Genomic DNA, 13,081 nt, shown 5'->3' on the forward strand with positions numbered 1-13,081 from the left:
TCAAGAGACGACTATGAATAATCCTCGACCTGCTGTTTCCTGGGTAGGAGACGCGCCTTCGGGCGCTCTTCAACTGATTGATCAGACTTTGCTACCGGTAGAATACCGCGAAATCCGCTGCGCCACGGCGGAAGTGGTGTGGGAAGCCATCAAGTCGCTACGAGTGCGTGGTGCTCCGGCCATCGGTGTTGCAGCCGCATACGGCGTCGTGGTCGGGTGCCAGCCCGTTGCTCAGTCAACCCGGGCGGATTTCAACGCAAAGCTGGACTCGGTCGTCCAGTATCTCGCCGGGAGTCGTCCCACTGCCGTGAACCTCTTCTGGGGTCTGGATCGCATGCGGCGAGTGGCCGATGCCTCGCCGTCGCTGGGATCTGCCGAGATGCTCGATCGACTGCTCGAAGAAGCCAAGGCGATCGAGCTCGAAGATCGAGAGATGTGTGCATCCATCGCTCGCCACGGCCTTCCTTTACTGAGCGAATGCAAGGGGGTCTTGACCCACTGTAATACCGGTGGACTGGCAACGGCAGGTGACGGGACGGCCCTGGCGGTGATCTTCGCCGCCGCACGGCAGAACCCCGAACTCCAGGTCTACGCCGATGAAACCCGGCCGCTGCTGCAAGGGGCTCGACTGACGGCGTGGGAACTGATGCAGCGCGGCGTCTCTGCCACGCTGATCTGTGACTCGATGGCCGGCTGGGTCATGCACGAAGGCCGCGTCCAGGCTGTCATTGTCGGGGCAGACCGCATTGCCGCAAATGGTGACTCTGCCAATAAGATCGGTACGTATTCGCTCTCGATCCTGGCGAAGGCCCACAACATCCCGTTCTACGTTGCGGCTCCCTCCAGCACGTTCGATCTGACAATCGAAAGCGGAAAAGAGATCCCCATCGAAGAACGTGCCTCTGCCGAGATCACGCACGCGTTCGGGAAGCAGACGGCTCCTGACCAGTGCATGACCTACAACCCGGCATTCGATGTCGCACCCGCGACTCACATCACGGCACTGATTACGGAAAAAGGGGTCATTCAGCCCGTCACGAAAGAACGAATCCACGCCGTCCTGACCGGCAACGGACAGTAAGGCCACAGTAACACCACCGCCGAGTAACAACACCGTCGAGTGCGCGATAAGCCTGCGGAGACAAATGTCATTTCGCACGTTTATCGCTCACACTGCGGCGGTGCCCCCTTGTCACGACCGTCTCTTCCTGGGGTACAGACTGATGACGACTCCGACTTTCGCCGCTCAGCCCTATTCCGGGATCGCTTCATTCGGTCGATGTCCCATCATCAACGATCCGCAAGGGTATGACGTCGCGATCGCAGGGATCCCGTATGATGGATCTGTCTCGTACCGCAGCGGCACCCGCTTTGGTCCCCGGGCCATTCGCGAGCAGTCGCTGTTGCTGTGGGGTTATAACAATGTCCAGCAGGTTGCCCCGTTCAAGACGTTGAAGATTGCGGACGTGGGGGATATTGACGTGATCCCTCCCGATATCGTTGCGACTCACCACGAGATTGAGCGGGCGGCATCCCGGTTTCTCGCTGCGGGTCCCAAACTGATCTCGCTGGGGGGCGATCACTCCATCTCGTTACCCCTGTTGCGGGCTCATGCGAAGAAGTATGGCCCAGTGGCGGTTGTCCATTTTGATGCTCATCCCGATACATGGGACTCGGAATATCCCGGCCAGAAGTACAGTCACGGCACCCCATTCCGGCGGGCTCTGGACGAATCATTGATCGATCCTGCCGCCTACGTTCAAATCGGAATTCGGGGCCCCACCAATGGTCCGGAAGACTACCTCGATGCGATCAAGCTCGGGACCCGTATGATCACGCTGGAAGAATTCCGTCGCAGCGGGGTTGAGACGGTCCTGGCGGAAGTCCAATCCCGGATCGGAGCGCGACCGACCTACGTGACGCTGGACATCGACGCGGTCGACCCCGCCTTCGCTCCCGGAACGGGAACCCCTGAGGTCGGGGGCATCACCAGCTACGAGATACTGCAACTGGTGCGAGGCTTGCATGGGCTGAACCTCGTGGGCTTCGATCTGGTGGAGGTCTCGCCACCGTTCGACTCCGCCAACATCACATCCATCCTCGCGGCCAACCTGGTGTTCGAATTCCTGTCACTGATTGCCAAAGCCAGCAAGTAAGTAATCTCAACCAGGCGAGGCAGACAGGAAGCAACGCCGCCCTCGCATTGCGTCCGAGTAACCTGTTCCTCCCTTGGGACGACGTTGCAGCAACGAAGTGGTTCCTTCCGACGTCAGGCACCTGTCGTGGTCGGATTCGTCCGGTCTGGCAAGGAAAAACGAAAGGTCGTACCGACGCCAACTTTGCTGTCGACGCTGACAGTCCCCTGATGAGCCTCAATGAACGCTTTTACGATCGCCAGTCCCAAACCTTCTCCCTCTTCGTTCTCGGGGTCCGTTGCCCCCTTGTCAAAAACTTGGGAGAGTTGCTCAGCAGGGATTCCTGATCCGTTATCGGCGACCCAGCAATTCGCAATCCCGGGGCAGGTCTCCAGTCTTTCTGCACCAATCTCGATCGTTCCGCCAGGGGTATAGCGAATCGCATTTGCGATCAGGTTCTGGAGGATGCGCCGAATCAACCCGGCATCCGCAAAGACAACCGTCTCATCGGGCACACGATTGAGCAGTTTCGTGCCGGTCTCTTCAACGAGCGGGCGGAAGTCGAGGATGATCGACTCGACAACGGGCCACAAGTCGAACTCGCGTCGTTCAAGTCGAATCCCTGTTTCCGTCTGCAAATGCGTATTCTCTTCGATGACTTTACCGATTAAGTTTTCCAGGTGCTTCACGTTCCGGTTCAGAGCTTTCAACAACTGAACGAGATCGGGATCATTCATTACCTGTTGGGGTAACATCATTTCCAGCACGCGACCGGCGGTGGAAATCGCACTGAGCGGAGTGCGGAGATCATGCGCCACGAATGCCAGATACTCCTGTCGCCGTTCCTGTACGTCCATCGCCTGCTGCGCAGTGTATGTCGACAAAGCCAGTCCAATGGCGCGATCGAACACGCGGTTGAGGATATGAAATGGCTCTCCCTGCAGGATCACACCATTCTGATCGGCCAGATCATGAAGACATCCTCGCAGAATATTGTACTCGGCCACGACCTCTTCGAGCTCGAAGGAGACGTTCAACCGCTGCAATCCGTGAATTCGAGGACTGCTGTCATTGCACAGTTCCCCAACCCCCTGCCGGGCCTGAACGATCAACGCGGCCGCCAACTCATCCAGCAGATCGGGAATGTGATCGTTGAGAGTGGGGGTGTCTAACCCTTGAGCAGAGGGGAGCTTTCGGACTTGCTGTCGCCACTGTGCCAGCAGGGTCTTTCGCTGCTGTTTGATGAGCGTCGCCAGGACTGCCAGATTTTCACTCGTCATCAAACCTCCAACTGCGCAGGTTATTTTTGTCGGAGGGGTTGGCGATCGTAAAGATGAGATAGCCGATATCGCCCTAACGGAAATCCATTCGCGCCGTATTCCTGTGGGACCCGATAAGTCTAGTCTGCAACTCGGCTTCGTCAATTGGGTGTTTTACACGGATCCTGGTTGACAGAATTTTAAGGTAGCAACCTCAACGCAGGTCATCAGTTGCATTGAAGTCCCAATGCGAGCCTGACGGCTCTCATGATCGGCGAGCGGATTTGCGGACGATTCATGACTTCGGAGCACCGAAATTTGCGGTCAGCCCGAAACTAAGCCTGAGCAACCTCTTCGCCATTCTCTCCGACCACTTGCGGCATCGCTTCCGAATTTGTGGCAACCGTGTGCCCCCCAGCAACCAGCCGAAGAAGCAAGGGGAGCAGGATCAAGTTGCCCAGCAAACCACCGATCATCGCCACACTCACCAAAATTCCAAAGTAGACCAGCGGAATGAAGTGCGACAGCGCCAGGACCGAGAAGCCCGCCACCAGGGCCACATTGGCAAAGACCAGCGCGAGTCCCACCCCTTGATGCGTCTCCCGCAGTGCCTGGGAAAATGAGAGGCCGCGACGCCGGGCCTCCGTATAGCCGGAGACGTAGTGAATGCTGGAATCGACCGTCAGGCCCATGGACACGCTGGCAATCATCGCGGTGGCGATATTGATCGGTAAGCCGATCCAGCCCATCGTGCCAATCACCAGCACAATCGGGAATAGATTGGGGACTAATATTATCAGGGCCAGTGGAAGACTGCGAAAGGCAATCCAGACACAGACCATGATGGCCAGCGCGGCCACCACAAAACTGGTCAACTGGTCCCCCATCAGGCTCTCGATCAGGTAGGTCAGCAGCACAAACAAACCCGTACAACGAGCACCTGGAAATCGTTGTTCGGCAAGCTGCTCGACACTCGCAATCAATTCCAGTTTCGAGGCGGAGGGCTGCCGTTCGCGGGCACGCAGCATGATCCGCATCCGCCCCTGTTCCGGGTTATAGAGCCCCGTCACGAAGTCAGGCTGCATCCGTTCCAACGCCGAAATACGCCAGGACAAAGGGAGGAACCCGATGAGATCCAGACCATCGGTAAGGGAAATCACCTTGGTGAGACGGCCCGGTGACTGGGGATCTTCAAGCTGACGCAGTTGAGCCGTGAATTCGCTGACCTGTGCCAGAAACGCACTGTCCAGTTCGGGGGGAGCGGGGAAGTTGACTTCCCAGGTTCCTGCACCCCCCAGACGTTCTTCAAACAGATTGAGTGATTTGACGATCGGACTCGAACTGCGGAAGTTCTTACTGAAATCGGTCTCGACCTGCAGCCGAAACAATCCAGCCGCACAGAAGATGGTCAGCAGCGACATCGCCCCTCCGACCAGCACGGGACGCGACTCGACCGACTTGGTTAATCCACCCAGGACTTTGGTCACGCTGTCCTCGGCCGGGGCACGCCCCGGGACCTTCTCGGATCCCCCCAGCAGGATCGCGCCTGGCAGCACCAGGGCACACGTCACCAGGACAAGCAGTGTGGCCAGGGTCATCATGATCCCAAAGCTGACCACCGGTGCGATATTGCTGATCATGACCGCAGAAAAACCCAGGGCCGTGGTCGCGATCGTCCAGAAGATTGGAATCGACAGATCCAGCATCGTCTGACGGAGCGCTTCGACCGGGGTCTTCGAAAAGCGATACTCACGATAACGCAGCGTGATGTGCATGACGGTCGCGATGCCGATGATCGTGACCAGCGAGTTCAACATGGAACTGACCATGCTGAGCTGCATGCCACTCAGCACCAGGATAGCCTTCGTCCAGATCAGCGTGACCTGAACCACGATCAGCGGCAGCAGCATCCAGCGGATACTGCGGAACAGAACGAAAATCACAGTCATGAGCAGAATGGCCGATGCCCAACCCAGCGTCGCCCCATCCTCCTCGACGTACCGAAACATGTCGTGTACTTGAACGGGCTCTCCCACGACTGCGGCAGGAGGATTGTGGGCATCCGCAATCTCGCGAACGAGCTGATAAGTCCTGGCGCGGGGAATCTCGGCCGTCCCTTCCGGCTCAAGCCGGCAGAAGATGGCGGTCGTCTGCGAGTCAGTGCCGACCAGCACACCTTCCATCAGCTTGCGGATGATCGACCGTCCAATCGGTGCCTGGAGCGCAACCGACAAGTACTGGATACTGTCTGACTGAAGACCTTTCACTTGCTGAAGCTGTTCGACCAGCGCTTCAATCCGGTCTCGTGCCGCATCCGAAAGACGGTCGCTATCTGGATCGAACAGCTCCGGATCCGTGTAGGCGACGACCACAAATTCATCACCACCAAACGTTTGCTTGCTTTCCCGCCATGCCGCCAGTCGCTGATTCTCTTTCGCGTACAGCGATTCGATCGACTGCTCAAACTGAAGTCGTGAAGCGGGAAACCAGGCCGCAACAGTCAGCAGGATCGCCAATGCGAGCCACCACCGACGATAATCCAGCAACAGATCTGTCAACCGGACTAACCAGGGCGGGGTCGAAGCGGTCATCATGACTCATGAACTTGTGGCAATCTAAGAAGTCATCGACAAACAATGCCGATGCCGTGTCCTTGGACTCTAATCAAGAATCCAAGTCACCGATAGTTCCACGACAATTTGGCTCGCCGCGAACAGAGCGATTCCCAGCGTCCAAGGCTTGTCAAAACGAGGCGCCTGACATCATAGTTTGCTGATGCGTGTTCAGAGACCGTCCCCTGTGGCCTGTACTTCGTTTCGTACCGGATTGCTGAACTTAAAGAAGAGGAATGAAAATCCCCTTTCTGCTCAGCCCGCCCTGTTCGAGTAATGTCGTTAGCGGCACGTGGAGATCGCTCGCTGAGAACGGACCCTTAAGAGGGCGTCTCAGGGGATCCTGACACAATGGAAACAGCCGACCGGGGCATGGGATTGCAGGTCGAGTCCGGGACAAGGACGACACCCCGCGATCGACAGCGATACTCGACGGTTTTTTGACGCGGAACCGAGGCGATTTGAGAACACTTCATGGAGACTGTAATGCGTGTCCCGTTCCTCCTGCTGACGATTAGCCTTTTTCCCCTGCTGAGTGCGGCGCAGGAAAGTCCCGCCACTTTCCCGGGCACTGAGCCACTCAAGGCGGAACAGCCGCTGGACGTCCTGATGGTCGAAGGGATCGATCAATTCAGCCTCAAAGAACTCGACAAAGCCCGGCAGCAGCGTGAATCCCTCTGGAAGAGGGACTACAGCAGCCCGCAAGCCTATCAGAGCAGTCTGGAACCTTATCGTCAAAAACTTCGGACGTACATTGGGGCCGTTGATCAACGGGTTCAGGGAATTCAGTTTGAACGCCCCCTCAAGTTCACGGGTCTCAGAGCAGCCGAGACGAAACCTGCCCAGGCCCACTATGAGCCCCAATTCCAGCGCTGGCCCGTTTTGCCCGGGATGACGGCCGAAGGACTGATTCTCGTCCCGCAACGAGCTGAAAGTCCACGCGGTATCGTGATTGCCATTCCCGATTCCCGCTGGTCTCCTGATGTATTCGCCGGGGCGACGGAGCAGGGGACCCCGTCGTCGAAGCTCCCGCAGGTGCTGGCCGAAAACGGCTTCCTGGTCGTGATTCCGACGCTGATCGATCGCACCGACGAATTCGCTGGCAACCCTTTAATCGCGATGACCAATCAGACGAACCGGGAATGGGTCTATCGATCGGCGTTCGAAGTCGGACGACATGTGATCGGGTACGAAGTTCAAAAGGTCCTTGCCGCGATTGATGCCCTCGACGGCCTGAATCAGTCGACCAAGTGGAACTTGCCGATCTCCCTCGTCGGTATTGGCGACGGAGGCCAGATCGCGCTGTATTCGGCTGCGATTGATGCTCGACCTGCTTCAGTTCTCGTCAGTGGTTACTTCCAGCCGCGCGAAGGGGTTTGGCAGGAACCGATTGATCGAAACGTCTGGCGACAACTGGTTGAGTTCGGCGATGCAGAAATCGCCGGGATGATCGCTCCGCGGCCACTGATCATCGAAGCGTGTGCGATCCCCGAAACAGACGGACCACTACCCGTCCAGGCGGGACGACGGGGTGGCGCCGCCCCCGGTCAGATCAAGACGGCGGACTTGGCCCAGGTCCGAATCGAGTTCGACCGAGCCAAAGCCATCTACGAAAAGCTGAAACCTGGCAACCACATCGTGCTGGTGGAAAGCGGAAGTGATGGGCGGGGTCCAGCGGCTTCCAGTGCAGCGATCATGGCGCTGGCCCAAAAGTCGGATTGGCGCGACTTCAAACCAGAAGCCCGCGGCAAATCGGTGCCGCTCACGGAAGCTGTGAATTGGCGTTCGGTTCAGGGACGACAGGTCGGTGAGGCCATCGACTTCACACAGAAGCTGCTTCGAAATTCTTTCAAGGTCCGTGACCAGCTTTTCGCCAAAGCCGATCGATCGTCCGTCGAGAAATGGGAATCGACTGCCGAACCATTGCGAGACCATGTCTACAACGAATTGATCGGGAAATTGCCCGAACCTTCGGTCCCGCTCAATCCCCGGACCCGAAAAGTCCTGGAAACGGATGACTACACCGGCTACGAAGTTGTGCTCGACACCTACCCCGACGTCATCGCAGCCGGAATCCTGCTCTACCCTAAGGGCGTCAAAGCAGACGAAAAGCGCCCGGTCGTTGTCTGTCAGCATGGGCTGGAAGGGGTCCCCATGGACACCATCAGCGGACCGGGGACAGAAGGTTACCACTATTACAAAGGCTTCGCCGCAGAACTGGCACGTCGTGGCTTCATCGCCTATTCACCACAGAATCCTTACCGGGGAAAAGACCGATTCCGGACGCTTCAGAGAAAGTCCAACCCAGTGGGTCGGTCTCTTTTCAGCTACATCATTCCCCAGCATCAGGTCACGCTGAAATGGCTCGCTTCGCTGCCTGCCGTGGATCCCAACCGGCTGGCTTTTTACGGTCTGTCGTACGGCGGGAAAACGGCCGTTCGGGTGCCCCCGATGCTGACATCAAAAGAAGGCCGACCAGGCTACTGTCTGTCGATCTGTTCTGCTGACTTCAATGAATGGGTAACCAAGAACGCCAGCGTCGATCTGCCGTTCTCTTATGTCTTCACTAATGAGTACGAGATCTTCGAGTGGAATATGGCACACGTCGCCAACTACGCGGAACTGTCAATTCTGATGACACCACGTCCGTTCATGGTTGAACGTGGTCATGACGACGGAGTGGGGCTGGATGAGTGGGTGGGCTTTGAATATGCCAAAGTCCGGCGGCACTACTCCAAGCTGGGAATCCCCGAGCAGACAGAGATCGAGTTCTTCAATGGCCCACATACGATCAATGGCAAGGGGACCTATGACTTCCTCCATCGTCATCTGAACTGGCCAAAGAAATAGATCTGGTTGCACCTCGCGGCCGGGCGGTTCCAAACGGGATCCTCGGCCGTGGACATCCTGTGTGACACTCAGATTCACCCGGCCGTCCGATCTCGTTCTTCCGTGTCGGAAACACGGTCGCCCCAGGCGCCACGCCATCTTTCCTTTCGCAAGGCGAAGCCGTTGGGTGCGAGAGAACGTTTTCTGGCAACGATCGACAATCGGTGACCGCAAGGGCCTTTGCCCCGCAAGGCCTGTTTCTCAATGAGGACATCCATGGATTTTTCACGTCGATCACTGATCAAGTCTGGTCTCGGGCTGGCTCTCGGAAGTGCCTTGCCAAAACTGCTTCCGGTCCCGGGTCTGGCCAGCGACAACACTCGTGACCCGTTGCCGGTCGCTGGTGTGACGACCGTTTACCGGAAGAACAGCCATGCGGATGTCATCCTCGGTAAAATTCTCGAGGGGTATCAGCAGTACGGTGGTCCGGGCCCGCGTCTGCGCCTCGTGTCACTCTTCACCGATCAGGTCGCCGCGAATGACCTCAGTCGTGATCTGGCACGAAAACACGGATTTCGCCTTTCCAGGACCATTGATGACGCGCTGACGCTGGGGACGGATCGGATTCAGGTCGCAGGCGTGCTGAGTATTGCTGAGCATGGTGAGTATCCACTGACGGACGTGACCCGGCAGCGAATGTATCCACGTCGCCGTTTCTTCGACGAGATCGTGGCCACATTCAAACGCTGCGGCCAGGTCGTCCCGGTGTTTAACGACAAACATCTGGACTACCGCTGGGAGGACGCTCTGGCGATGGTGGAAACATCACGCGCAATGAAGTTTCCTCTGCTGGCCGGGTCATCACTTCCCGTTGCCTGGCGTCAGCCTGCGAACGAACTTCCGGATCAGTGCGAAATTGAAGAAGTGCTGACGATTGGCTACGGCGGCTTTGAAGATTATGGCTTTCATGCACTCGAAGCACAGCAATGTCAGATTGAGCGACGGCGAGGGGGTGAGACCGGTGTGGCGGCCGTGCGCACGATCACCGGTGATGCCATCCTGAAGGCAGAAGCGGCAGGAACTTTTTCACGTGAACTCTTCGAGGCAGCTCAGCGTGCCAAGCCACAATCGCTCGACGGCAAAGCGGCATGGCAACCACAAACCGATTCCGCGGCCTATCTCATCGAGTATCGTGATGGACTGAAGTCGACCGTCGTCATGGCGAACGGGCTGAGCAATTACTTCGCCACGGCGATCAAGCTCAAAGGTCAGCAGGAACCGGTGGTGACATGGTTTAAGCTGCAGGAAGGGCCCCCGTTCGGACACTTCGCTCATCTGGTCAATGCGATTGATGATATGGTTCATCAGCAGAAAACGCCCTATCCTGTGGAAAGAACACTCCTCACCACCGGCATTCTGGATCGCGTCATGCAGAGCTTGGCAGGGGAGGGCAAGCGGATCGAAACGCCTGAGCTGGCCATCGCCTACTCCCCCACCGCATGGCCCTTCGCCAACCACCCTGACTCGAAGCTCGACCTGCCGAACGACTGATCACCCTGAGAGGACCATTCGGCGATCGGGTGTGGAGAGCCTGTTGCTGGACGATGCTCATCCAACAACAGAGGCGATTCTACATACGCCACAACGGCGCCATCCGTTGCGATCACGGGCCCCCCTGCAGCCAGAGCCAGAGACAGAGACAGAGACAGAGACAGACGAGACGCTGTGTTGGCGAGTCAGCCCTCAAGAGGTTCCTGTCCAATCGTTAGCAGAGTCAGGTCGTCTGCGGGATGCGCGTGGACGTAGTCGAGAACACTTTTGGTGGTCAGGGCCTCGATCTTTCTGCGGACTTCGTCCAGCGTGACAACGCGACCGAGATAGAACCAGTTTCGGGCCAGTGATCCGGCACGTCCCGATGTCGATTCCTGAGCGATGATGAGCGAACTTTTTGCGCGTGCTTTGCAGCGGTTCAGTTCCGCCTCTTCGATCCCGTCACCAAGTCGCTTCAGTTCCTTGACCAGTACGTCCAGGGTTTCCTGAGCCCGCTCTGTGGTCGTTCCGGCGTAGCACAGGACCTGCCCCTGATCCTTCAGAGCGTTCAGCGAGGCGTAGACCGAATAGCACAGACCCCGCTTCTCGCGAACTTCGGTGAACAGACGACTGCTCATGCCACCACTCAGCACATTCACTGCTGCCCAGCCCTGGTAGTAATCATCAGCACCATAGGCAATCGCGGGATAGGCCACACCAATATGTGTCTGAGTCGATTCATGGGGTATATGCTCGCGATAAGCACCCCGTTCTCCCGTGGTGAGCGTGATCTCATTGGCACCCGACCAGTCGGCATAGTCCGTTTCCAGAACCGGTAGGACCTGCTCCAGTGTCACGTTTCCGGCGATCCCGAGGATCGCTCCTTGTGGACGGACACAGCGGCGATACTGCGTGCGAACCGATTCGGGCGTGATCCGCTCCAGGTCCTCCAAGGTCCCTTCCGACGACTGCCCCCACGGTGAGGGAAAGCAGCGGCGAACGAGTTCGAACATCACCTTCTGTCGCGGATCGTCTTCAATCGCGAGCAAGGATTGTTCGACCCCTGCCATGACCGCATCGAAGTCTTCCTCGTCGAAGTGAGGATGCTTCACCACGTCGGCGTAAATGCTGAGGGAGGTGGGGAGGTTTCCTGCCAGACAGGTGCTGCCGATTGCCAAGTGGTTCAGCGTCGCAGATTCGTGTGCCTGGATCCCCAGTCGATCCAATGCCGAAAGCAGTTCACGGCTGGAACGATCCCCGGCACCCCGAGTGATCCAGTCGGCCAGCGCATTCGCAATGCCATTCTGTCCGGGGGGATCGTAAGCACTCCCTGCGGGGATCAGCAGCGAGAAGGCCGCGGACTGAACCGCAGGCATGGTCTCGACGAGGACCGTCAGCCCATTGCTGAGGGTCGTTTGTTCAATTTTGTTACCGGTCATGAATCTGCTTTGGTAATAACGCTGAGCAGTAACGGGGAAGGCGATCCGACTCCGTTACTTCTTAATTGCAGGGAGTGAAACAAGAGTATTGCAGATGCCCCAACCAGCGCCAACGACTTGCGGCAATCCCCGTCTCTCCGCCCACGAAAACGCACGATCTACACAAAGACCGGTTGCGCAGGCTGGCTGCGATCACCGATTCGTATTGTCACGGCGAACACCGCCGGGAGGGATGATCCCTGTTGACGGCTGGCAGGAAGGACCTGCCTCCGACTTCGAAGTCGATCTTGCTTCCGTCTGATCCGAAACTCATAGAGGCAGTTTCAAAACCGGTTCAAGCATATCATTACGCAGGCGAGGTGGAAAAAGCCTTCGAAGAGATGTGGGTAGTATTCATGCCGGACAAGAAGCCTTCTTTGATAGCCTAGCCAACTGATCGTGCGTTCCACTTTCCAGCGACTCGCATATCTCTTCAGGCTTCGCCCGTCTTGTCGAGACGGCTTCTTCCGGCCTTTTCGGTGGGGTGTGATTTGCTCAATGCCTCTCAGTTTGAGCGTATCACGAATCCAATCGGCATCAGCCGCTTTATCGTACAGCAGCCTCTCGGGTTTCTGGCCAGCAACTTGAATGTCGACCAGCGTCTCGATCGTGTTGACTTCGGCGACCTGTGCAGAAATGGTGAACCCCGAGATGGGGACGCCGTTACCGTCCGTCATCAGCATGAGTTTCGTTCCTTTACCTTTCTTGGTCTTACCAACCTCGGCGCCCCCTTTTTTGCAGGCGAAAAGGTGCCATCACCCATTGCCTGCGACCAGTTCAGCTGTTTCTGTCGATCAAGGGACTTCAGGAGACGTTCCCACGTTTTGACCATGATTCCTCTCTCCGTCCACTCCTTGAGCCTTCGCCAGCATGTTGCAGGAGACGGGTATCGCTCTGGTAAATCTTGCCATCGTCCTCCGCTCTTCAGGACCCACAAAATTCCTTCCAGACAGGGTCGAGGCTCGACTCGTGGTCGGCCTCCCAGTGGGGATGGAAGAGGGTTTGCAAACAGATCTTTGATGGAATTCCACTGGGCATCATCAAGAAAAGGCTTCGGGACCGTCCTGGACCCTGTCGTATTCGGCCGCCGTCGCTGGGGCCACATGGACAGGGTAATTCGCATGTAAGGGACTCCTTTCTCCCTTACCGGTATGCAAATTGCCTGCCAGAATCGTTATTGCAATAAAGGGGTTTTGAAACTGCCTCTAGTGAATCCTCTCGGCCGTGCCTCCACACAC

The 13,081-nt window shown here is 57.4% G+C and carries 9 protein-coding genes; 4 read left to right on the top strand and 5 right to left on the bottom strand.

Features of this window, described 5'->3' with window-relative positions; all coding sequences use genetic code 11:
• Nucleotides 1-13: 13 nt before the first annotated feature.
• Both mtnA and speB read left to right on the top strand, forming a co-directional pair.
• Nucleotides 14-1,081, top strand: a complete 1,068-nt coding sequence (gene mtnA / locus ACGY09_RS13650; RefSeq protein ID WP_397568153.1) for an S-methyl-5-thioribose-1-phosphate isomerase — start codon at nucleotides 14-16, stop codon at nucleotides 1,079-1,081.
• 142 nt (nucleotides 1,082-1,223) lie between these two features.
• Nucleotides 1,224-2,156, top strand: coding sequence for an agmatinase (gene speB, locus ACGY09_RS13655; RefSeq protein ID WP_397568154.1), 933 nt, complete (start codon nucleotides 1,224-1,226; stop codon nucleotides 2,154-2,156).
• A 113-nt stretch (nucleotides 2,157-2,269) separates the two neighbouring features.
• Here the strand turns inward: speB and ACGY09_RS13660 are convergent, their stop codons facing one another.
• Entirely contained in the window at nucleotides 2,270-3,415 is a 1,146-nt protein-coding gene (locus ACGY09_RS13660) for a sensor histidine kinase (protein WP_397568155.1), read from the bottom strand.
• A 314-nt stretch (nucleotides 3,416-3,729) separates the two neighbouring features.
• On the bottom strand, nucleotides 3,730-5,988 hold the full coding sequence (locus tag ACGY09_RS13665) for an RND family transporter (protein WP_397568156.1): 2,259 nt from the start codon (nucleotides 5,986-5,988) through the stop codon (nucleotides 3,730-3,732).
• Between the two features lie 504 nt (nucleotides 5,989-6,492).
• Between ACGY09_RS13665 and ACGY09_RS13670 the strand changes: the two genes are divergently transcribed.
• The gene (locus tag ACGY09_RS13670; RefSeq protein WP_397568157.1) at nucleotides 6,493-8,856 is read left to right on the top strand and encodes an alpha/beta hydrolase family protein; all 2,364 of its coding nucleotides are present in this window, start codon (nucleotides 6,493-6,495) and stop codon (nucleotides 8,854-8,856) included.
• Between the two features lie 255 nt (nucleotides 8,857-9,111).
• Nucleotides 9,112-10,386, top strand: a complete 1,275-nt coding sequence (locus ACGY09_RS13675; RefSeq protein WP_397568158.1) for a hypothetical protein — start codon at nucleotides 9,112-9,114, stop codon at nucleotides 10,384-10,386.
• A 185-nt stretch (nucleotides 10,387-10,571) separates the two neighbouring features.
• Here the strand turns inward: ACGY09_RS13675 and ACGY09_RS13680 are convergent, their stop codons facing one another.
• The 3 genes from ACGY09_RS13680 to ACGY09_RS13690 all read right to left on the bottom strand — a co-directional run bounded on the left by ACGY09_RS13680 (nucleotide 10,572) and on the right by ACGY09_RS13690 (nucleotide 12,966).
• Nucleotides 10,572-11,804: a M16 family metallopeptidase gene (locus ACGY09_RS13680; protein WP_397568159.1), complete on the bottom strand. Its 1,233-nt coding sequence runs from the start codon at nucleotides 11,802-11,804 to the stop codon at nucleotides 10,572-10,574.
• 323 nt (nucleotides 11,805-12,127) lie between these two features.
• Nucleotides 12,128-12,526, bottom strand: coding sequence for a transposase (locus tag ACGY09_RS13685; protein ID WP_397568160.1), 399 nt, complete (start codon nucleotides 12,524-12,526; stop codon nucleotides 12,128-12,130).
• Complete coding sequence (locus tag ACGY09_RS13690; protein ID WP_397568161.1) at nucleotides 12,520-12,966, bottom strand: transposase; 447 nt, start codon at nucleotides 12,964-12,966, stop codon at nucleotides 12,520-12,522. Before ACGY09_RS13690 ends, ACGY09_RS13685 begins: the two co-directional genes overlap by 7 nt.
• Between the last annotated feature and the right edge of the window lie 115 nt (nucleotides 12,967-13,081).

The organism is Schlesneria sphaerica, from assembly GCF_044336245.1.
GTDB classification, from domain to species: domain Bacteria; phylum Planctomycetota; class Planctomycetia; order Planctomycetales; family Planctomycetaceae; genus Schlesneria; species Schlesneria sphaerica.